This is a genomic window from Stenotrophomonas sp. FW305-C-20-S1, assembly GCF_058783335.1.
Genome location: NZ_JBYTEK010000007.1, coordinates 108,685 through 128,145, shown reverse-complemented (window position 1 = coordinate 128,145; position 19,461 = coordinate 108,685). Strand labels below are relative to the sequence as shown.

The 19,461-nt window shown below is 67.2% G+C and carries 22 protein-coding genes; 14 read left to right on the top strand and 8 right to left on the bottom strand.

What is annotated here, in order from left to right; all coding sequences use genetic code 11:
• Positions 1–15: 15 nt before the first annotated feature.
• Positions 16–1,164: an MFS transporter gene (locus tag AC3WTC_RS05900; RefSeq protein ID WP_481446396.1), complete on the top strand. Its 1,149-nt coding sequence runs from the start codon at positions 16–18 to the stop codon at positions 1,162–1,164.
• Here the strand turns inward: AC3WTC_RS05900 and AC3WTC_RS05895 are convergent.
• Entirely contained in the window at positions 1,161–1,859 is a 699-nt protein-coding gene (locus tag AC3WTC_RS05895) for a TorF family putative porin (RefSeq protein WP_080150464.1), read from the bottom strand. The two genes, AC3WTC_RS05900 and AC3WTC_RS05895, sit on opposite strands and share 4 nt — an antisense overlap.
• A gap of 165 nt (positions 1,860–2,024) precedes the next feature.
• On the opposite strand from AC3WTC_RS05895, the gene AC3WTC_RS05890 reads away from it, so the two are divergent.
• Positions 2,025–2,414 (top strand): DUF6165 family protein, encoded by a 390-nt coding sequence (locus AC3WTC_RS05890; protein ID WP_492710980.1) that lies wholly within the window; start codon positions 2,025–2,027, stop codon positions 2,412–2,414.
• A gap of 9 nt (positions 2,415–2,423) precedes the next feature.
• Here AC3WTC_RS05890 and AC3WTC_RS05885 read toward each other — a convergent pair whose 3' ends face one another.
• Together AC3WTC_RS05885 and AC3WTC_RS05880 are read right to left on the bottom strand one after the other, a co-directional pair.
• A complete protein-coding gene (locus AC3WTC_RS05885) occupies positions 2,424–3,101 on the bottom strand; it encodes a response regulator (protein WP_033832821.1) in 678 nt (225 codons plus the stop codon).
• A gap of 191 nt (positions 3,102–3,292) precedes the next feature.
• Positions 3,293–3,865, bottom strand: a complete 573-nt coding sequence (locus AC3WTC_RS05880; protein ID WP_492710978.1) for an OmpO family porin — start codon at positions 3,863–3,865, stop codon at positions 3,293–3,295.
• Positions 3,866–4,143: 278 nt separating this feature from the next.
• Here AC3WTC_RS05880 and AC3WTC_RS05875 point away from each other — a divergent pair, with 278 nt between their 5' ends.
• Complete coding sequence (locus AC3WTC_RS05875) at positions 4,144–4,503, top strand: DUF1428 domain-containing protein (RefSeq protein WP_313283900.1); 360 nt, start codon at positions 4,144–4,146, stop codon at positions 4,501–4,503.
• A 15-nt stretch (positions 4,504–4,518) separates the two neighbouring features.
• Here AC3WTC_RS05875 and AC3WTC_RS05870 read toward each other — a convergent pair whose 3' ends face one another.
• Both AC3WTC_RS05870 and AC3WTC_RS05865 read right to left on the bottom strand, forming a co-directional pair.
• Positions 4,519–5,223, bottom strand: a complete 705-nt coding sequence (locus AC3WTC_RS05870; protein WP_492710975.1) for a hypothetical protein — start codon at positions 5,221–5,223, stop codon at positions 4,519–4,521.
• A gap of 140 nt (positions 5,224–5,363) precedes the next feature.
• Positions 5,364–6,278 carry a histone gene (locus tag AC3WTC_RS05865; protein WP_180831784.1) on the bottom strand — a complete coding sequence of 305 codons (915 nt, stop codon included), beginning with the start codon at positions 6,276–6,278 and terminating at the stop codon, positions 5,364–5,366.
• A 489-nt stretch (positions 6,279–6,767) separates the two neighbouring features.
• Here AC3WTC_RS05865 and AC3WTC_RS05860 point away from each other — a divergent pair, with 489 nt between their 5' ends.
• The 10 genes from AC3WTC_RS05860 (at position 6,768) to AC3WTC_RS05815 (ending at position 15,293) form a co-directional block, all read left to right on the top strand.
• Positions 6,768–8,201: a Do family serine endopeptidase gene (locus AC3WTC_RS05860; RefSeq protein ID WP_025878360.1), complete on the top strand. Its 1,434-nt coding sequence runs from the start codon at positions 6,768–6,770 to the stop codon at positions 8,199–8,201.
• Between the two features lie 104 nt (positions 8,202–8,305).
• Entirely contained in the window at positions 8,306–8,668 is a 363-nt protein-coding gene (locus AC3WTC_RS05855) for a hypothetical protein (protein ID WP_025878359.1), read from the top strand.
• A gap of 8 nt (positions 8,669–8,676) precedes the next feature.
• Complete coding sequence (locus AC3WTC_RS05850) at positions 8,677–9,147, top strand: phage holin family protein (protein WP_025878358.1); 471 nt, start codon at positions 8,677–8,679, stop codon at positions 9,145–9,147.
• Complete coding sequence (locus tag AC3WTC_RS05845) at positions 9,144–9,581, top strand: hypothetical protein (protein WP_025878357.1); 438 nt, start codon at positions 9,144–9,146, stop codon at positions 9,579–9,581. The genes AC3WTC_RS05850 and AC3WTC_RS05845 overlap by 4 nt, the downstream gene beginning before the upstream one ends.
• Before the next feature lie 67 nt (positions 9,582–9,648).
• The gene (locus AC3WTC_RS05840) at positions 9,649–10,755 is read left to right on the top strand and encodes an AI-2E family transporter (protein ID WP_492710971.1); all 1,107 of its coding nucleotides are present in this window, start codon (positions 9,649–9,651) and stop codon (positions 10,753–10,755) included.
• 97 nt (positions 10,756–10,852) lie between these two features.
• Entirely contained in the window at positions 10,853–11,323 is a 471-nt protein-coding gene (locus AC3WTC_RS05835) for a hypothetical protein (protein WP_492710969.1), read from the top strand.
• Between the two features lie 62 nt (positions 11,324–11,385).
• Complete coding sequence (locus AC3WTC_RS05830) at positions 11,386–12,114, top strand: HAD family hydrolase (protein WP_025878355.1); 729 nt, start codon at positions 11,386–11,388, stop codon at positions 12,112–12,114.
• Between the two features lie 3 nt (positions 12,115–12,117).
• Positions 12,118–13,485 carry a leucyl aminopeptidase family protein gene (locus AC3WTC_RS05825; protein ID WP_492710967.1) on the top strand — a complete coding sequence of 456 codons (1,368 nt, stop codon included), beginning with the start codon at positions 12,118–12,120 and terminating at the stop codon, positions 13,483–13,485.
• A gap of 168 nt (positions 13,486–13,653) precedes the next feature.
• The gene (locus tag AC3WTC_RS05820) at positions 13,654–14,760 is read left to right on the top strand and encodes a catalase family peroxidase (protein WP_492710965.1); all 1,107 of its coding nucleotides are present in this window, start codon (positions 13,654–13,656) and stop codon (positions 14,758–14,760) included.
• Positions 14,757–15,293, top strand: coding sequence for a cytochrome b (locus tag AC3WTC_RS05815; RefSeq protein WP_025878352.1), 537 nt, complete (start codon positions 14,757–14,759; stop codon positions 15,291–15,293). The genes AC3WTC_RS05820 and AC3WTC_RS05815 overlap by 4 nt, the downstream gene beginning before the upstream one ends.
• 509 nt (positions 15,294–15,802) lie before the next feature.
• Here the strand turns inward: AC3WTC_RS05815 and AC3WTC_RS05810 are convergent.
• Genes AC3WTC_RS05810 through AC3WTC_RS05800 form a run of 3 tightly spaced genes read right to left on the bottom strand, consistent with a single transcriptional unit; the run spans position 15,803 to position 17,958 of the window.
• On the bottom strand, positions 15,803–16,405 hold the full coding sequence (locus tag AC3WTC_RS05810; RefSeq protein WP_025878350.1) for a response regulator transcription factor: 603 nt from the start codon (positions 16,403–16,405) through the stop codon (positions 15,803–15,805).
• Complete coding sequence (locus tag AC3WTC_RS05805; protein WP_223483445.1) at positions 16,402–17,616, bottom strand: sensor histidine kinase; 1,215 nt, start codon at positions 17,614–17,616, stop codon at positions 16,402–16,404. The genes AC3WTC_RS05810 and AC3WTC_RS05805 overlap by 4 nt, the downstream gene beginning before the upstream one ends.
• A 6-nt stretch (positions 17,617–17,622) precedes the next feature.
• The gene (locus AC3WTC_RS05800) at positions 17,623–17,958 is read right to left on the bottom strand and encodes an ATP-binding cassette domain-containing protein (RefSeq protein WP_025878348.1); all 336 of its coding nucleotides are present in this window, start codon (positions 17,956–17,958) and stop codon (positions 17,623–17,625) included.
• Between the two features lie 202 nt (positions 17,959–18,160).
• Between AC3WTC_RS05800 and AC3WTC_RS05795 the strand changes: the two genes are divergently transcribed.
• Complete coding sequence (locus AC3WTC_RS05795) at positions 18,161–19,408, top strand: efflux RND transporter periplasmic adaptor subunit (RefSeq protein WP_032978286.1); 1,248 nt, start codon at positions 18,161–18,163, stop codon at positions 19,406–19,408.
• Positions 19,409–19,461: the final 53 nt, after the last annotated feature.

Here is a 19,461-nt window from a genome sequence, read left to right as displayed (position 1 = left end):
TGGCAGATCCTGTTGATGTCGGTCGCCACCGGTATCGCGGTGGCCAGCAATTACTACGCGCAGCCGTTGCTGCATACCATCGCCGATGCCTTCGGCGTGCCTTTCGGCCAGGTCGGCATGGTGGTGACCGCTGCGCAGTTGAGCTACGCCGCTGGCCTGATCCTGCTGGTGCCGTTGGGTGATCTGTTCGAGCGCCGCCGGCTGATCGTGGTGATGACGTTGCTGTCGGCCAGCGGGCTGGTGATCAGCGCGTGCGCGCCGTCGTTGCCATGGCTGCTGGCCGGTACCGCGATCACCGGGTTGTTCTCGGTGGTGGCGCAGGTGCTGGTGCCGTTCGCCGCCACCCTGGCCGCACCGGAGCATCGCGGCCGCGTGGTCGGTACGCTGATGAGCGGGCTGCTGCTGGGCATCCTGCTGGCACGCACCGTGGCCGGGCTGCTGTCGAGCCTGGGCGACTGGCGCCTGGTCTATGCGATCGCTGCAGGTACGCTGGTGCTGACCGCGCTGGCCCTGCAGCGCGGCCTGCCGCGTTTCCACCACAGCGCCGGGCTGAGCTACTTCGCGCTGCTGCGCTCGATCGGCACGCTGTTCGTGCAGGAACCGGTGCTGCGCCAGCGCACGCTGCTCGGCGCGTGCAGCTTTGCGATGTTCGCGATCTTCTGGACGCCACTGGCCTTCCTGCTGGCGCAGCCGCCGTATGCCTACAGCGACGCCACCATCGGCCTGTTCGGGCTGGTCGGTGCCGCCGGTACGCTGGCTGCCGGCCTTGCCGGGCGCATGTCGGATCGTGGCCAGACCGGCCGGGCCACGGCCATTGCGCTGGTGCTGTTGCTGCTGTCCTGGCTGCCTCTGGGGCTCTCGGCGCATTCGCTGCTGGCGCTGCTGGTCGGCGTGGTGGTGCTGGACCTGGCCGCGCAGCTGCTGCATGTCAGCAACCAGAACCTGATCTACGCACTGCAGCCGGAGGCACGCAACCGCCTCAATGCCGGTTACATGACCGGCTATTTCATCGGGGGTTCGCTGGGCTCGCTGCTGTCGGCACAGGTCTACCAGCGTTTCGGCTGGACCGGCGTATGCGTGGCCGGTACCGCGGTGGCGGTACTGGCCCTGCTGGCGTGGCTGCCCAGTGCCTGGCGCGCACGCCAGGCCGCGTCGGCCGACTAGAAGCTGCCCTGCAGCGCCAGTTCCCAGCGTCCACCGGCATTGCCCGGGAACAGACGCTTGGCGGCGCTGTCGGTGTCATGCACGGTGGCGCGCAGTTCCCAGGCCGGCGTCAACGTGGCAATGGCACTGAGCTGGCCATGCAGGTAGTCCGGCCCCTGCGCGGTGGCCAGCCAGTACTGCCCCACCGCCGCTTCCAACCGCACGCGCTCGTTCAACGGCACCCGCACGCCCAGCTGTGCGTAGGTGCCGCGACGGCCGCCGGCCAGGGCATCGTTGGAGTGGGCAACCTGCAGCCAGGCGCGTTGCTTCCAGGTGGTGGTGACATTGAGTTCGGTCCAGTCCAGTGCGCGGCCAGTGCCCGGATAGACATACCGGGTGAGGTTCGCATCCAGGCTCCAGTCCGGCGACAGCGCGCCGGACCAGCCGGCGACGAGATCGAACTCGCTGCGTGCCCCGCTGTCCGGCGTGAACGAGACATTCGATCCCCATGCGCTGGCATACCAGCCCGAACCCACCGTCACCTTTGCCCCCACCTGCGCGGCCGGATCGCCCTCGCTCTGCGAACTGCCGCGCCAGACATAGTCGCTGGTCAATGCCGCCGTGCCACTTACCTGCACCTGCGCCTGCACGCTGCCGGCGCACAGCAGCCCCGCCAGTGCGGCCGCGCTGGCCATGATCATCCCCTTGCTCTTCACTGCACTCACTTCCTCGTCGAAGGCGGTCTGTCCGCCGGGACGGCAGTGTCGATGGCAGGGCCGTAACGGTTCGATGGCGATGCTGCCGTGCCAGCGCAAATTCAGCGTAAATCCGCGCTGCGGTGGGCGCGGTATCATGCGGGCCTATTTCCAGGAACCAACCACGTGAACGCCATCCTGACCCCGGTATCGATCGGCGAGCTGATCGACAAGATCACCATTCTCGAGATCAAGGCCGAGCGCATCGACGATGCGACCAAGCTGGCCAACGTGCGCACCGAGCTTGACGGCCTGCTGCCGCTGCTGCAGCAGCAGCTTGACGCGCAGCCGGCACTGGCCGCGCTGAAGACGCAGTTGAAGGCCATCAACGAGCGCATGTGGGAGATCCAGGACCAGCTGCGCGACAAGGAAGCGGCGCAGGTATTCGACGAGGCGTTCATCCAGCTGGCGCGTGGCGTGTACGGCACCAACGGCGAACGCGTACAGGTGAAGAACGAGATCAACCGTGTTGCCGGTTCGGCGCTGGTCGAGGAAAAGCAGTACCAGGGCGAGTAAGCGCGCCCGTCAGCCACACTCCAGCAGGTGGCGGATGCGGAACAGTTCGACATCGCTGCGGATGCCGAGCTTCTGGTAGGCCGCTTTCTTCTGCGTGCTGATCGTGCTGGCCGAGCGCTGGAAGCGCCGGGCCACTTCGCCGGTACTGCACCCCTGCAGCACCAGCCGCAGCACTTCGCGTTCACGCCGGCTCAGTGGCGTCAGGCTGGGCGCCGACATCCGCCGCGCGCGCGATCGATTCAGCTGCGTGCGCAGCTCCGGGGGCACGAACCGCCCACCGCGGGCCACCACGTCCACCGCGCGCAGCAGCATTTCCGGCGTGGTCGCCTTGGACAGGAAGCCGCGTGCGCCGGCCTGCATCGTCGTGGCCACGGTGCTGGCATTGCAGTGCGCCGACAGCACCAGTATCGGCAGGCTGGGCCAGCGCCGGGACAATCCGCGCAGCAGCTGCAACCCGTCGCCAAGATCCCCCAGCGGCAGCGCATCGATCACCAGCAGGTCAACGCAGCCGGGTTCGCGTTGCAGCAGTTCCACCAGGTCATCTTCGTTGGCGTAGCTGCCGCGCACGTGCACGCCGCTGTGCTGGTGCAGCAGCACTTCCACCCCCAGCCGCAGCACCGGATGCGGATCCAGCAGCGCCAGACGGCGCGGCCGGTCGGGGAGCAGCGGTGGGAGTACGGGCGGCATCGCGGTGTATCCGGCAGCACGGGATATCCACCGTAGGCCGCCACTGGCGGTGGCGGAATCCAATTCATTGCAATGCAACATGACGCCGCGCATCGCAGTCAGACTCCGTTCTGATTCCCCACAACGCAACAGGCCCGGCAATGCCGGGCCTGTTTCAGCACGAACAGCGCGCGGGCGCGCCGTAGATGCAATTACCAGCTGAAGCGCGGGCCGACGGTGTATTCCTTGTCGCCGTGGCGGTTCATCTTCAGCTCGCCGTTCAGGCCCCAGTTCTGGTTCAGCTTGACCTGACCACCCAGACGGCCGTACCACTGGCTGTCGATGTCGACGCCGTGCTTCTTCGAATAGTCTTCGTAACCGACCAGGCCGTAGACCTCAGCGTGGGCACCGAACGCGGTACGGATACCGGCTTCAGCGCTGTAGCCGTTGAAATCCAGGCCGTGCTTCTGGTCGAACTTCTGGTAGGCGACGCGGGCAACGAAGTCGGTCGACGGAGCGATTTCGACGTTGTAGCCGGCACCGACCTTCCACTGGTCAACCTTGATGTTGGTGTGGTCGACTTCCTGGCGGCTGTACTCGCCGAAAGCGTGGAAGTTCGGCAGGAAGCCGTAGGAACCCTTCACGCCCCAGCCATCAGCCTTGATGCCGTCAACGTCGGTCTTGGCGTAGTCAGCCTCGGCGTAGTTGTAGGACAGGTTCTCGGCGGCCGAAGCGGTGAACGGCAGGGCAGAGGCCAGAGCCAGAGCAATCAGCGAATTCTTCATGGGGGTACACCTTTACTTTCTTATGGTGTGCAGCAGCGCCAGGGCGCCATCGCATCGGGAATGTAAATTCTCCGTTATTCGCCACAACGCTCCCTGAAAACAGCGGTCTTCGCATTGCTGAATTTTTTGCATTGATTCAGCAAGGCTCAGGCATACGCGCGCGGTACGCGCACGCGCTTCAATTCAATGGCGCGGCAATCGATGTCGATTTGCCGCGCCCTGAAGCGTCGACTCAATGAAGGCCGTGCACCTGGCACGGTCCATTCCGGAGGCAAGCGATGAGCTACATCGATGGTTTCGTCCTGGCGGTGCCGACCGCCAACAAGGAGAAGTTCCTCGCCCACGCGCGCAGCGGCGACGTGGTGTTCCTCGAACACGGCGCGCTGCGCGTGGTCGAGTGCTGGGGCGATGACGTGCCACACGGCAAGACCACCGACTTCTTCGGCGCGGTGAAAGCCACGGCGGAGGAGACCGTGGTGTTTTCCTGGATCGAGTGGCCGGACAAGGCCACCCGCGATGCAGGCATGCAGAAAATGATGGAAGACCCGCGGTTGGACCCGTCGAAGAATCCCATGCCGTTCGACGGTGCACGGATGATCTACGGCGGATTCGATCCGATCTTCGAACTCAAGCGCTGACCCGGGCGGGCGTCCTCAGTGGGCGCCCGCTTCATCCTCACCGGCCGCGTGGCCGGCACCCAGCGCAGCACCGGCACCAACACCCAGCCCGCCCATTCCGGCACCCATGCCGCCGCCGCCGCCACCGCCGCCACCTCCACCGGTGCGACCGCTCTTGGCGTCGCCCTCGTTGCGGCCCTTGCCACTTCCGCCACCGCTGCCCGCAGGGCGGGTAGGCCCCTGGCGCGGGATCTCCAGGTCGGCCGGTACCGGCGCAAGGTCCAGCGCCTCGCGGACGAAGTCGCGCAGCGAGATCACCAGTTCGTGTGTGTGCACCGCACGCCCCTGTGCCAGTTCACTGGCAGCGCGCGCGGCCAGCCGTACCTGCTCGTCGGTGCCCAGCAGCAGGATGTCCGACAAGGCCGCTTCGACCGCATCGCGGATGCGCCGGGCCCGATCCGAGCCCGGCTCGGCGATGCCTTCTTCGTGGGCCCGCTGGCGCAGGTCGCGCAGGTGGGTTGGATCGACCCCCAGCTCACCGGTGAAGGAGCCGCCCAGCGTCTTGTAGGCCGCCATCAAGGTACGCAGCCGCTCATTGATCTGCCGGTTCTCTCGTTCGCGGCGCTGCTGCAGGGTCTGCATCACCAGCAGGCGGATGCCCACGCCGAGCAGGGTGATCAGGACCAACCCGGCCAGGGTGGACAGCACGCCCTGCCAGGAACTGAAATCGATGCCGCGCATGGTCAGGGCTCCTGCGGAAGACCTTCATCTTGCCCCAGGCTGCTGCCGCAGATCCACGCCAGGCAATGATCAGTCCCCCCCCCGAAAACGCAGAAGGCCCTCCCGCCCGATGAGCGGAAGGGCCTTCAAACCACGCGCGATTACTTGCGCTTGGCAGCCTTGCGCACGGCCTTCTTGGCCGGAGCCTTCTTGGCCACGGCCTTCTTCAGCGGTGCAGCCTTCTTGGCGACCGTCTTGCGGGTAGCCGCGACCTTCTTGCCGACAACCTTCTTGGCAGCAGCGGTCTTCTTGCCGACAACCTTCTTGGCAGTGGCGGTCTTCTTGCCGACGACCTTCTTGGCAGCGGCGGTCTTCTTGCCGACGACCTTCTTGGCAGCGACGGTCTTCTTGCCGACGACCTTCTTGGCAGCGACAGTCTTCTTGCCGACGACCTTCTTGGCAGCGACGGTCTTCTTGGCCGCAGCCTTCTTGGCGGTAGCGACCTTCTTGCCGACGACCTTCTTGGCGGCCACGGTCTTCTTGGCCACAGCCTTCTTGGCGGTAGCGACCTTCTTGCCGACAACCTTCTTGGCAGCAGCGGTCTTCTTGGCCACAGCCTTCTTGGCAGTCGCAACCTTCTTGGTGGCGGCCTTCTTCACGGTAGCGACCTTCTTGCCGGCAGCCTTGGTGGTCTTCTTGGCAGCAGCAGCCTTCTTGGTCACGGTCTTGCCGGCAGCCGCCTTCTTCTTGGCCACTTCCTTCTTCAGGGCAGCCGCTTCGGCCTTGGCGTTCTTCTTGGCCGCTTCCAGCTTCTTCTTGGCGTTGGCAACGGTCTTGCCGACCGACTTGGCAGCCTTCTCGGCCTTCTTGGCAACGGTCTTCTCGACCTTGGCCACGACCTTCTTGGCCTTGGCGACGCGGGTGGTGGCAGCCTTGCGGGCGCGCTTGACGGTCTTCTTGACCGACTTCACTGCGTCTTCGGCGGCGTGGGCGATGGTCTCGCCGACGTTGGTGGCGGTTTCTTTCACGTTCTCGACGGCGTCGGTCACGACCGACACACCATTACCGTTGCTCATGTTGCCCTCCTGGGGGCCTGGATTGTCAAAACGGGGCGATGCTATACCGACAATGGCTATCGTGGAACGGGCACGGCCGGCCAATCGCATCCGGTGCGACGCAACTGGAGTAAGCGATAGCGGCGGCGGACGTGCCCCGCAGTCAGGAAATCCCTTTTTTTAAGCAGTGTGCTGCGCAGCCTGCCTGCTGCTGGCGTGCCGATGCAGGCACTGGCAGCAGCCACACATCCGCGCAGCACTGAGCGTCATCGCAAGGTCGGGATGCGCGGAACTGCGCAAGTGTCGCGGTGTATCAGGGCGCTGCCGGCGTGCCTTGCGGCACTCGCTCGCGGCTGTCGCGAACAGCGTTGTGGTGCGCGCGTCAGCTTTCCGGCGCCTGCGGTGAGGGTCGGATTTTCATGGGGCATTTATCCAGATCGCGACACACTCATTCAGCTTGTTCTACCGTATGCGTCAACGGCCCCAACCTCAGCCTGCGAACCGACTCCCATGCGACCGCTTCCCACCCTGCTTACGCTCGCAATCGCCGCTGCCTTCGGCGGCTTCGTTGCCACCGGCCTCAATGCGCACCTGGACAACCGTGCCGATGCCGCTCCGCTGCCGGCGGTACTGCCCACCTCCGCAGCGCTGCCGGCCGCAGTCGCCGGGCAGGCGGTTCCTTCGCTTGCACCGATGCTGGAAAAGGCGATGCCGGCGGTGGTCAGCGTCAACACCAAGCAGGTGGTGCGGGTACGCAACCCGTTCTTCAACGACCCGTTCTTCCGCCGCCTGTTCCCGGACATCCCGCAGGAGCGGATCAACGAGTCACTCGGTTCGGGCGTCATCATCGATGCCACCGAAGGCCTGGTGCTGACCAACCACCACGTCATCGACAACGCTGATGACGTGCAGGTGACACTGGCCGACGGGCGCACGGTGAAGGCCGAGTTCCTCGGCTCGGACCGCGACACCGACATCGCGCTGATCCGCATTCCGGCGCAGAACCTGACCGACATCAAGCTGGGCAACAGCGACCAGCTGCGGGTGGGCGACTTCGTGGTCGCCATCGGCAATCCGTTCGGTTTCAGCCAGACGGTCACCTCGGGCATCGTCTCGGCGGTGGGCCGCAGTGGCATCCGCGGGCTGGGCTACCAGAACTTCATCCAGACCGATGCATCGATCAACCCGGGTAATTCCGGAGGCGCGCTGGTCAACCTGCAGGGCCAGCTGGTGGGCATCAACACCGCCAGCTTCAACCCGCAGGGCAGCATGGCCGGCAACATCGGCCTGGGCCTGGCGATTCCATCGAACCTGGCCCGCAGCGTGGTCGACCAGCTGGTCAAGCATGGTGTGGTGGTGCGCGGCACGCTGGGCATCGAAAGCCAGAACCTGAGCGCGCAGATCGCGCAGGGCCTGGGCCTGGGCGAAACCCGCGGCGCCCTGGTAACCCGCGTGCTGGCCGGTTCGGCCGGTGCCGCCGCAGGACTGAAGCCGGGCGACGTGGTGGTATCGGCCAACGGCCAGCGCGTGGACAGTGCCGAAGCACTGCACAACGTGGAAGGCCTGGCGGCGGTGGGCAGCGTGCTGACCCTGGACGTTCGCCGCGAAGGCAAGCCGCTGCAGATCAAGGCAACGCTGAAGGAACAGGCGCGCGTGGTCAGCGGCGAGAGCCTGGACCCGCGCCTGACCGGTGCCAGCTTCGTCGACCTGCCCGAATCGCTGCGTCAGTCTGGCGTGGGCGGCGTGCTGGTCAGCGAGGTCAAGCGCGGCAGCCGCGCCGCGACCAATGGCCTGCAGCAGGGCGACATCATCACCGACGCCACGGTGGGCGAGTTCGCCGACCTGGCCAGCTGGCGCGCCAATTTCCAGCAGCGCCCGCCCACCCTGGTGCTGCGCGTGTTGCGCAACAATGGCCAGCAGCAGGGCCAGTTGGTGATGCGCTGATCGCCTGGCCGTAACGCCCCCTATACCCACGTGATGCTATTGCTGTACGTCCAGGTCGGCCAAGCGCCGATCACCCGTTCCCCCATCGCAACAGGAGTGATTCGATGAGCCCCACCAATACCGAGAACCTGAAGGACCACCTGGGTGAAGCCGGTTCCCACCTGAAGCAGGCCGCCAGCGCTGCCGGCGGTGCGATCAAGGGCGCTACCGGCGCCGCGACCGATGAACTGCGCATCGGCAAGGCCAACGTCAAGGCTGAACTTTCCGACAGCGCGCTGTCGGGCCTGGCTGCTGCCGAGTTCGGTGGTGCCGCCGCCAAGGAACAGGTCGACGCGCTGATGGACAAGGGCAAGGACCTGATCGACAGCGCTGCTGAGCTGATCCGCGAACGTCCGCTGGCCTCGTTCGGCGTGGCCTTCGCTACCGGCTGGATCATCGCCAAGCTGGCCCGCGGCAGCGACAAGTAAGCTGCGGCGTGAGCGAAGACACCACGCAACGTCCTGATCCGGCGGCCACGCCGCCGTTGGACGAAAGCATCCGCCAGGTCGGCGCAGCCGGCCGGGCGACTGCCGATTCGGCCAAGCACTCACTGCGTTCGCTGCGCCGGTTGGCGTCGGCGGACTTCGCGCTGGCGCGCAGCGCGTTCGGCCGCGCATTGGCCTGGGCCGGCGTCGCCATCGTGTTCGGTGCGTCGGCCTGGCTGTTGCTGGCCGCCACCCTCATCGCCCTGCTGCAGAGCTTCGGCCTGAGCTGGCTGCAGGCCCTGCTGATCACCTCGCTGCTGAGCCTGGCCGTCACCGGCTATGCGATCTGGCGCGTTTCCTACTTCTTCCACCACACCGGCATGCACGCCACCCGGCGTCAGTTGTCCCGGTTGGGCCTGTTCGATGAGCCCACCGATGATGATCCCGATGCAGGCGTGCAGATCCCGGAGGGCAAGCCATGAAGTTCGGTGCACTGCAGCGGCGTGTGAAACGTTGCGAACAGGTGATGGCCGTGCGCCTCGGCGAGACCCAGGACCACTGGAACGTGCTCAGCCAGGTCTGGCGACAGGGCTGGTCGCCACTGCGCATCGTGGTGGTGGGTCTGGCCGGCGGGTTCATCGCCGGCAAGCTGGAGGTTCCGGGCAAGGTCAACGGAGCGCGTTGGCTGCAGATGGTCGGTTCGGTGTCCAGCCTGTTCGCCAGCGCCCAGGCCGCGTTTGCTTCGGTGGTGGCGGCGCAGGCGGCGGAAACCGCAGACGATGCCGCCGACCAGGTGGATGAAGCGGCCGGGCCGCCCCCCGCCGCCGCAGCACGACCGGCAGCACGCCCGGTGGCCGAGCCCGAGCTGCGTGAGCCCCGTCCGGCCGAAGCGGCGACCGAGATGTCCGAACGTTGACGAACCTTACCCGCCGCGTTGATCGCGGCGGGCCGATAATGGGCTTCTCTTTCTGGTCGGTGCGTCGATGAGCGAGTCCCTGTTGTCCCCGTCGTCGTCTGCGCCGGACGAGTCCGCACCCCTGCCGCCGCCCTCGCGCCCACGTGGCCCGATGTCGCTGGTGATCCTGGCGACCCTGGCCGTGGCGTTCACCCTGTGGGCGGCGCAGGACATCATCCTGCCGGTCCTGCTGGCGATGTTCTTCGCCCTGGTCGGCAACCCCATCCTGCGCCTGCTGCAGAAGCTGTGGATTCCGCGCGCGCTCGGCGCCCTGCTGGTGCTGGGCGCCGGCTTGGGCGTGACCGGTGCGTTGGCTGTGCAGCTGATCGGCCCGGCGATGGACTGGGCACAGGAAGCACCGCAGCAGCTGCGCAAGGTTGCGCGCCAGGTGCAGGACCTGACCAAGCCGGTGCAGCAGGCCAACCAGGCCGCAGAGAATTTCGCGCGCGTGGCCGGCGGCGACGGCAACCGCAAGGTGCAGGTGATCCGCACCCAGCTGGACGACCCCTACCGGATGCTCACCCGTGCGCCGCGGCTGGCCGCCTCGGTGCTGGCCGTCGTGCTGCTGACGCTGTTCTTCATGATCTACGGCCAGAGCCTGCAGCGTGCAGCGATCGCCCTGTTCCCGAACCGGCAGCAGCAGCGTTTCACCAGTGACATCCTGCGCTCGATCGAGCATGAGGTGTCGCGCTACGTATTGACCATCAGCGTGATCAACACGGTGGTCGGCCTGCTGTTGGCCGGGGTGCTGATGCTGCTGGGCATCGGCCTGCAGGAGGCGCTGCTGTGGGGAACCGTGGCGGCGCTGCTGAATTTCGCGCCCTATGTCGGCCCGCTGCTCGGCGTCGCATTGATGCTGCTGATGGGCTTTGTCGAGTTCCGCGACCCGCTGCAGGCACTGCTGCCTGCGGCCGCCTACCTGGCCCTGCATACCCTGGAAGGGCAGCTGGTGACGCCGATCGTGCTTGGTCGGCAGATGAAACTGTCACCGCTGGTGCTGATCCTGGCGCTGATGGTGTTCGGCTGGGCCTGGGGCATGATCGGCCTGCTGCTGGCGGTGCCGCTGCTGGTCTGCATCAAGCTGGTGCTGGCGCGGCTGGACGGCATGCACGGCTGGGCGCGGCTGCTGGAGTGAGGCGCGCTCCATCGACGGGCGTGCGGGGAGAGGAACGGTGGGACGGCGAAGGCTGGCAGAATATGCGCCCGCTTTTTCCCAGGATGGAACCCTCCCCATGTTCTCTTTCGCGCGTCGATGCCTCGCCCTGACCTGCCTGGCCGCCCCCGCCTTCGCCGCGGCCCCACCCAGTGCGGAAGTGGCCCGCACCCAGCTGGTGGAGGCCATCACCTGCCAGCGCCATCTCACGCCCGGACAGTTCGATGCCATGGCCAAGGTGCTGATGCCCGCCGGGGCCAAGATCAGGGACGAGTACGACGACGGCTACACACTGGCCTCGCCGCTGATGGTGCTTGGCCTGCCGGTGACCCATGTGACCTCCTACGACGGCTCCAGCGGCGAGGATGGCGTGGACAGTTACACGGCGTACTTCGGCAGCGCGGAAATCAGCAAGGTCGCTGCCTTGGCGAAGATGCCGCCGCCGGTGGCCGGTGGCTACCGGCGCGAAGTGGGCAGGCATGACCTGAGCGTCGATCGCGTCGATGGCCAGACCGTCCTGTACTGCTCCTACGACCTGCGCAGCCACTGATGGCGGCAGCGCCTGCCCGCCGCGCGCATGAAAGCCCGCGCGGGCAGGCGTAGAATGGCGGGGTGAAATTCCCTGTCCTTGCCATCACCCTCGACCTCGACGATACGCTGTGGCCGTTCGCTCCGATCGGCGCCCGCATCGACCAGGTCCTGTTCGACTGGATGCGCGAACACAGCCCCGCCACCGCCGCGATGTATCCGGTGGCGGCCATGCGCGAACTGCGCGAGCGCTCGTTCCGCGACAACCCCCACCTGCATTTCGACCTGAGCGCGCTGCGCCGGCTGACGATCCAGGAGGCGCTGGAAAACAGTGGCGCCAGCCTGGATCTTCTGGAGCCGGCGTATGAAGTGTTCTACGCCGCGCGCAACCAGGTGGAGTGCTACCCCGATGCACTCGACGCACTGGCGCGTATCGCCGCGCGGGTGCCGGTGGCCGCGTTGAGCAACGGCAATGCCGATCTGGAACGGATCGGCCTGGCCCATCACTTCAGCTTCCAGCTGGGCGCGCGCGAGCATGGCGCAGCCAAGCCGGAAGCGAGCATTTTCCACGCTGCCTGCGACCGCCTGGGCGTCGCCCCGGCGCAGGTGCTGCACGTGGGCGACCACGTCGAGATGGACGTGGCCGGCGCGATGGCTGCCGGCCTGCGCGGCTGCTGGATCAACCGCGAAGCGGCCACCTGGAACCATCCGCAGCTGCAGCCTGACCTGCAGTTCGACACCCTCACCGGCCTGGCCGATTGGCTCGATGCCAACCTCGACGCCGCCGACGCTGACGCATCCCGGAGTACCTGACGCATGAGCGAGATCACTGGCTTCACCGCCGACACCACCGCCGCACTGCCGCTGCACGTGCTGGACCGCAGCCAGTTCGAGGCGTGGAAGAACAGCCAATCTGCTGCCACCCAGGCGTGGTTGAAGTCGCAGGGCTTCACTGCGGGCGCGCATTCGGTTGCGCTGCTGCCCGGCGCCGATGGCCTGGCTGGCGCGGTGATCGGCGTCGGTGATCGTGCCGACGCCTACAGCTACGCCCACGCACCGCATGCACTGCCGGAAGGCAGCGTGTGGCAGCTGGCCAGCGAACTGCCGGCCGCCGAGCAGGCGCTGCTGCAGCTGGGCTGGGGCCTGGGCAGCTACCGCTTCGACCGCTACCGCAAGCGCAACCGCGCGCCGGCCCAGTTGGTGGCTGCACCGACCGGCGAAGTGGCCGACCTGATCGCCGCCAGCCTGCGCGTGCGTGACTGGGTCAACACGCCGACCGAAGACATGGGCCCGCAGCAGCTGGAAGACGCCGCGCGTGCCCTGGCTGAAGCGCATGGCGCGCAGGTGGAAGCCATCACCGGCGACGAACTGCTGGCGCAGAACTTCCCGGCCATCCATGCGGTGGGCCGTGCCTCGCACCGTGCGCCGCGGCTGATCGTGCTGCGCTGGGGCAAGGAGACCGACCCGGCGCTGGCACTGGTCGGCAAGGGCGTGTGCTTCGATACCGGCGGCCTGGACATCAAGCCGGCCGATGGCATGCGCAACATGAAGAAGGACATGGGCGGCGCCGCACACGCGCTGGCCCTGGCCGGGCTGGTGATGGCCCAGCAGCTGCCGGTGCGCCTGACCCTGCTGGTACCGGCGGTGGAAAATGCGATCGGCCCGGATGCCTTCCGTCCGGGCGAAGTGATCGCCACCCGCAAGGGCCTGAGCGTGGAGATCGACAACACCGATGCCGAAGGCCGGGTGATCCTGTGCGACGCGCTGACGTTCGCCGGTGAGCAGAAGCCGGACCTGGTGCTGGACTTCGCCACGCTGACCGGCGCGGCACGCATCGCGCTGGGCCCGGACCTGCCGGCGCTGTTCAGCAACGATGACGCGCTCGCCCAGCAGTGGCTGCAGGCTGGCGACGCCACCCGTGACCCGGTGTGGCGCATGCCGTTGTGGCGCCCGTACCTGCGTTACCTGAGCAGCGGCATCGCCGACCTGGCCAACGCCGGTTCGCGTATGGCCGGCTCGGTCACCGCCGCGCTGTACCTGGAACGCTTCCTGGAAGACGGACAGCGCTGGGCACATCTGGACGTGTATGCCTGGAACGATGGCGAGCGCCCGGGCCGCCCGGCCGGTGGCGAAGCCCTGGCCCTGCGTTCGGCCTGGACGATGCTGAAGGCACGTTACGGCTGATGGAGCCGCCGGGCATGGCCCGGCGCTACCCATGCCGGTGGGTGCCGACCTTGGTCGGCACTGCATCACCCTGCAAATCTGACGAAAAATTGAATTTCGGCCCCGGCCGGGTTCTGCGAGGATGGTGTGGTCGCCCACCCACACATCCGTGAAGGCAGGACTCCGACCATGTCGCTCTTCCGCTACACCCGCGCCGGCCAGGAGCCGGGCGCGCCGCGCCGGCATTCGCCCTTGCCCTGGATCGCGCTGATCGCACTGATCCTGGGCATCGTTGCCCTCGCCTTCGCCTGGCTGGCCGGTTGGATCGGCCGCGACCGGCTGACCGCACAGCGCTTCACCGACACCATCGAGGCCACCGGCCCTGCGCATCCCGGCTTCCGCCGCGCGCACAGCAAAGGCGTGTGCGTGAGCGGCTGGTTCGAACCCAGCGCACAGGCGCCCACGCTGTCCAGCGCACGGGTGTTCTCGCAGGCGAAGGTTCCGGTGCTGGGCCGGCTGTCGATCGGCGGCGGCGATCCGCACGGCGCCGATGGCAGCGCGCGCGTGCGCAGCATCGCCGTACAGCTGGTGGGCGATGACGGGCAGGAATGGCGGATGGCGATGAACAGCTTCCCGTTCTTCGCCGTGCCCACCGCCGAGGCGTTCTACGAGCAGACCCGCGCGCAGATTCCGGATCCGGCCACCGGCAAGCCCGACCCGCAGAAGATGGCGGCCGTGCTGGCCAGGTACCCCAGCGCACAGGCCTTCCAGCAGTGGGCCAAGAGCGCACCGTGGACCAGCAGCTGGGCCAACACCACCTTCAACAGCGTCAACAGTTTCTGGTTCACCAACGCGCAGGGGCAGAAACGCGCGGTGCGCTGGCGCTGGCAGCCGCAGGCGCCGCTGGTGGAGATGGATGCAGAGGTACGCAAGCAGGCCAATGTCGATTTCCTCAGCCAGGAACTGCAGCAGCGCCTGGCCACCGGCCCGGTGCGCTGGAACCTGGTGGTCAGCCTGGCCGCGCCGGGCGATGCCATTGATGATCCCTCGGTGCCGTGGCCGGAATCACGCGAACAGGTGGTGGCCGGCGTGCTCAGCCTCGACCGCATGCAGTCGCAGGAAGAAGGCGCCTGTGGCCAGCTCAACTTCGATCCGCTGATCGTGCCCAGCGGCGTGCGCGGCAGCGACGACCCGATCCTGGCTGCGCGCTCGGCGGTGTATTCGCAGTCGTTCAACCGCCGCGAGCGCGAGCGCGCCAGCGGTGCGGCGGCACAGACGAAGGGGGAAGCACGATGAGTACCGGCAACGGCCACTTCAACCTGCTCGCCCGGGTGCTGCACTGGTCCATGGCGCTGATGATCATCGCCATGCTGTTCATCGGCGTGACCATGGTCGCCTCGCTGCACCTGCGCCCCATGCTGATCGACTTGCACCGGCCGCTGGGTATCGCCATCCTGCTGCTGGCGGTGCTGCGCCTGTACAACCGCCTGCGCCATCGCCCACCGCCGCTGCCAGCGGATCTTCCCGCCTGGCAGGTGCTGGCGGCGAAGGCTTCGCACTGGATGCTGTACGCGTTGATGCTGGCGATGCCGCTGATCGGCTGGGCGATGCTGTCGGCCGGCGGCTACCCGATCGTGCTGGGCGGTGGCCTGCACCTGCCGCCGATCGTGCCGCACACGCCAGCGCTGTACGCCGCGCTGCGCAATGCGCACAGCCTGCTGGCATACGTGTTGTTCGCCACGGTGCTGATGCACGTGGGTGCGGCGCTGTTCCACCTGTGGGTGCGCCGCGATGGCGTGTTCCAGGCGATGGCACGCGGGAAGGATTGAATGGGTTCGCCGGGGGTTCCCGGCTGCCCTTTTCCGCGACTGCGGAGGGGTGTCACTTTTCTTTTCGCGCGAAAAGAAAAGTAACCAAAAGAAACACGCCGCCGGCCGCGAGCCGGTGCTGCGCACCGGTACCCTGCGCTTCTCGGTGAATCAGGGGACGGCGCGGAACTCGCTGCGCTCAGACACCCGCGCCTCTTCGCCCTCGCCGGACCTGCGGTGCTCGGCTCGCTTGAAGGCGGATTGGAAAAGCAAAGCGAAGAGCATCCACGCATGGCGTGGATCTACTGGGTGCAGGTGTGGCGTTTGACGTTGGGTCCGCCTTATAGCGAGCCGAGCATCGCAGGGGAAGCAGGGGCGTAGAGGCGCCGATGTCTGAGCGCAGCGAGTTCGGCGCCGTCCCCTGATTCACCGAGAAGCGCAGGGTACCGGTGCGCAGCACCGGCTCGCGGCCGGCGGCGTGTTTCTTTTGGTTACTTTTCTTTTCACGCGAAAAGAAAAGTGACGCCCCGCTACAACCACCCCTTCTGCCGCGCCAGCCGGTACGCCTCGATCCGGTTGGCCACGCCCAGCTTGCCGATGCATTCGGACAGGTAATTGCGCACCGTGCCGTGCGACAGCCCCAGCTGCTCGGCGATCTCGCTGGCGGTGCGGCCCTCGCCCGCCAGGCGCAGCACCCGGCGCTCGCGATCGGTCAGCGGGTCGGCCTGCGACCACGCATCCAGCGCCAGCTGCGGATCGATCGCACGGATGCCCTGCTTCACCTTGCGCAGTGCCTCGGCCAGGTTCTCGGCCGGTGCATCTTTCAGCAGATAGCCCAGTACGCCCGCTTCCAATGCGCGACGCAGGAAACCGGCACGGGCGAAGGTGGTCACGATCACCACCTTGATCGGCAGTTCATGGCGGGCGATGCGCTGGGCCAGTTCCAGCCCGCTCAGCCCCGGCATCTCAATGTCGGTGACCAGGATGTCCGGCTGCAGCTGCTGCAGCATGCGCCAGGCGGCTTCGCCGTCGGCAGCACTGCCCAGTACCTCGATATCCGGTTCCAGGCCCAGCAACGCCGACAATGCGCCACGCACCATCGCCTGATCCTCGGCCAGCAATATGCGGATCATGCCGCGTCTCCCTGTGCCAGCGATGCCGGCGACAGCGGCGTAGTCGCGGCCACCAGGGGCACGCGCACGGTCAGCAGCGTGCCTTCCCCGCGCGGCGACTGCAGCGTCAACTGGCCACCCAGCGCCGCTGCGCGCTCACGCATGCCACACAGTCCGTTGCCCTCGGCCTGCACGCCACCACGGCCGTCATCACGTATCTGCATCACCAACTGTCGGTCCTCAAGCATGAAATCCACCTGCACCCGGGTCGCCTGCGCGTGGCGCACGATGTTGGTCGCCGCCTCGCGCAGCACCAGTGCCAGCCCACGCTCTACCTCCACTGGCATCGGTGGCGGCGGCATGTACTGCAGGTGTACCTGTTGGCATTCCAGCAGCAGGCGTGCCGAGGCCAGTTCGCCGGCCAGGTCGCTGGCGCGGATGCCGGTGACCGCACTGCGTACCTGCGCCAGCGCCTCGCGGGCAATGTCCTCGGCCTCGCCGATTTCCTGCCGGGCACGCGCGTCATCGCGGTCGTACAGCTTGCGCGCCAGTTCCAGCTTCAGCGTGATCAATGACAGCGTATGCCCCAGCAGGTCATGCAGATCACGGCCGATGCGCTCGCGCTCGGCGGTGGTCGCCAGGCGCCGCACCTCGTCCTGGGACAGCTGCAGGGCAACGTCGCGCTGATGGCTCAAGGCCTCCACGTTGACCACCAGCCCGACAATGAACGACACCGCCGGCATCCACACCATGGCCTGCCACGGATAACCGAAGTAGAGCGCGGTGCTGCAGAACAGGAGATTCAGGCCAGTGAGCTGCAACAGGTACACCCACCAGCCGCCGCGGCTGCTCATGCGGATCATCACGCAGCCGAACACGAAGTAGCTCAGTCCCGACGGATACCACGGCAGCAGCACCAGGGCCATCGCAATCATGCCCAGGGCGTAGCGCCAGGCGTGGTGCCGTGGCGCCAGCATCACCCTGGCATAGAACAGCAGGAACAACGGATAGCTGGCCAGCGTCAGCAACAACCAGCGCAGCGTGAAGCCATTCCCGAGCACCGGGGTAAGGAAGATCCAGACCGACCACAGCAGGTGGATCGCACCACTCCAGGGCGACTTGCCACGCCGCAGCAGTTCGGCCACCGCCGAATCCGGGGCAGGGCGCAGCAGGGACGCAAGCCAGCTCGGTGGCACGGAAGATTCCAGGCGGGGACGATCGCTGCCGATCATGCCAGTTCAGCCGACCCGGCGCAGGCGCCGACACGCCTGCGCCACCAGTTCATCCACCTGCAGCATCGGCGGCAGGCTGGTGCTCTGCAGCATCACGCCGAGGCCGAGCCGCTGATCGCGCTGCTGCGGATCACCGCCCAGCAGCTCGACCTGGCCGGCGTCGGCACGGCGCAGGCCCAACAGCACGCTGATCGCGGTACTCTTGCCGGCACCGTTGCGGCCCAGCAGGGCCAGTACCTGGCCAGCGCGCACCTGCAGGTCGATGCCGTGCAGGGCGGTATGGTCGCGGTAACGCACCTGCACCTGCTGCAGGCGGGCCAGCGACGGAGCGATCGTATCCATGGGCGGTACCGGTAGCGGGGACGTTGCCATCCTGTGCCGCCGTGGTCACATTTCGCAGTTGCCGCCGTCAATGACATCGGATGACAGCTGTCACTGCCATCGCCGATGCACCTGCCTTCATGCTGTGCCGCACGCTCCACCGCCGGAACCGCCGCTGCCTGCCCTTCCGGTCACACCCGCCCGAACGCCTGTGATGGAACGAATGAACGCTTCTGCCGAGCTGTTGAAGGAACTCCGTATCGACCGCAAGTCGCCGCCGCCCGCCTCCAGTGGCGGCAGTGGTGGCCGCCGCTGGCTGTGGATCGCCGTGGCCGTGATCATCGTGCTGCTGGCCGGTGGTGCATTCGCACTGTTCGGCCGCGCGCCCACCGTGGAAGTGGACACCGCGCCGGCGGTGGCCATCCAGCAGGGCAGCGCCAGCAGCTCGGTGCTCGACGCCAGCGGCTACGTGGTCGCCCGGCGCATGGCCACGGTGTCGGCCAAGATCACCGGCAAGGTGCGCGAGGTGATGATCGAAGAAGGCATGCGGGTGGAACAGGGGCAGATCATGGCCACCCTGGACCCGATCGATGCCGACGCGCAGCGCAACCTGTACGCCTCGCAGCTGCAGGCCGCACGCAGCCAGGTGGTCGGCCTGGAAGCCCAGCAGAAGCAGGCCGCCGCTGAAGCCAGCCGCCTGCAGGCGCTGGTCGGCCAGCAGCTGGTCTCGCGTTCGCAGTACGACCAGGCCGTGGCCCAGCGTGACAGCCTGCGTGCGCAGCTGGAAACCGCACGACGCAACGTCAAGGTTGCCAACGATCAGCTGTCCATCGCCGACCTTGGCGTGGACAACAACATCGTGCGCGCGCCGTTCTCCGGCGTGGTCACCGCCAAGGCCGCGCAGCCCGGCGAAATCGTCTCGCCGCTGTCCGCCGGTGGTGGCTTCACCCGTACCGGCATCGGCACCATCGTCGACATGGAATCGCTGGAGATCGAAGTCGAGGTCGGCGAAGCCTTCATCGGCCGCGTGCAGCCGAAGATGCCGGTGGAAGCCACGCTCAACGCCTACCCCGACTGGAAGATCCCGGCCGAGGTGATCGCCATCGTTCCCACCGCTGACCGCGGCAAGGCCACGGTGAAGGTGCGGGTGGCACTGAAGGTGAAAGACCCGCGCATCGTGCCGGAGATGGGCGTGCGGGTCAGCTTCCTGGAACAGGCCAAGCCGCAGACCGAAGCCAAGCCGCAGGGCGTGCGCGTTCCGGCCACTGCGGTGGTCGAGCGTGAGGGCGCGTCGGTGGCCTTCGCACTGGGCGATGACAACCGTGTGCAGCAACGCACGGTCGAGGCGGGCCAGGCGATGGGCAAGGACCGCCAGATCCTCAAGGGCGTGAGCGCAGGGGAGTCGGTGGTGGTCAACCCGCCGGACACCCTGCGCGACGGCACCAGGGTCAAGCAGAAGCAAGCGCAGTAACGGCCCGGCGCCCGCATGGCGCCACCGGCAGTACCGCTGGAAAGCACCACTGT

Bases quoted from the DNA above. Each gene is read 5' to 3' on its own strand.
- AC3WTC_RS05900 (WP_481446396.1), top strand. From the start codon at position 16: ATGTCGGTCGCCACCGGTATCGCGGTGGCCAGCAATTACTACGCGCAG.
- AC3WTC_RS05885 (WP_033832821.1), bottom strand. From the start codon at position 3,101: ATGCCGCCCGTACTCCCACCGCTGCTCCCCGACCGGCCGCGCCGTCTG.
- AC3WTC_RS05880 (WP_492710978.1), bottom strand. From the start codon at position 3,865: ATGAAGAATTCGCTGATTGCTCTGGCTCTGGCCTCTGCCCTGCCGTTC.
- AC3WTC_RS05875 (WP_313283900.1), top strand. From the start codon at position 4,144: ATGAGCTACATCGATGGTTTCGTCCTGGCGGTGCCGACCGCCAACAAG.
- AC3WTC_RS05870 (WP_492710975.1), bottom strand. From the start codon at position 5,223: ATGCGCGGCATCGATTTCAGTTCCTGGCAGGGCGTGCTGTCCACCCTG.
- AC3WTC_RS05865 (WP_180831784.1), bottom strand. From the start codon at position 6,278: ATGAGCAACGGTAATGGTGTGTCGGTCGTGACCGACGCCGTCGAGAAC.
- AC3WTC_RS05860 (WP_025878360.1), top strand. From the start codon at position 6,768: ATGCGACCGCTTCCCACCCTGCTTACGCTCGCAATCGCCGCTGCCTTC.
- AC3WTC_RS05855 (WP_025878359.1), top strand. From the start codon at position 8,306: ATGAGCCCCACCAATACCGAGAACCTGAAGGACCACCTGGGTGAAGCC.
- AC3WTC_RS05845 (WP_025878357.1), top strand. From the start codon at position 9,144: ATGAAGTTCGGTGCACTGCAGCGGCGTGTGAAACGTTGCGAACAGGTG.
- AC3WTC_RS05840 (WP_492710971.1), top strand. From the start codon at position 9,649: ATGAGCGAGTCCCTGTTGTCCCCGTCGTCGTCTGCGCCGGACGAGTCC.
- AC3WTC_RS05835 (WP_492710969.1), top strand. From the start codon at position 10,853: ATGTTCTCTTTCGCGCGTCGATGCCTCGCCCTGACCTGCCTGGCCGCC.
- AC3WTC_RS05825 (WP_492710967.1), top strand. From the start codon at position 12,118: ATGAGCGAGATCACTGGCTTCACCGCCGACACCACCGCCGCACTGCCG.
- AC3WTC_RS05820 (WP_492710965.1), top strand. From the start codon at position 13,654: ATGTCGCTCTTCCGCTACACCCGCGCCGGCCAGGAGCCGGGCGCGCCG.
- AC3WTC_RS05815 (WP_025878352.1), top strand. From the start codon at position 14,757: ATGAGTACCGGCAACGGCCACTTCAACCTGCTCGCCCGGGTGCTGCAC.
- AC3WTC_RS05810 (WP_025878350.1), bottom strand. From the start codon at position 16,405: ATGATCCGCATATTGCTGGCCGAGGATCAGGCGATGGTGCGTGGCGCA.
- AC3WTC_RS05805 (WP_223483445.1), bottom strand. From the start codon at position 17,616: ATGATCGGCAGCGATCGTCCCCGCCTGGAATCTTCCGTGCCACCGAGC.
- AC3WTC_RS05800 (WP_025878348.1), bottom strand. From the start codon at position 17,958: ATGGATACGATCGCTCCGTCGCTGGCCCGCCTGCAGCAGGTGCAGGTG.
- AC3WTC_RS05795 (WP_032978286.1), top strand. From the start codon at position 18,161: ATGAACGCTTCTGCCGAGCTGTTGAAGGAACTCCGTATCGACCGCAAG.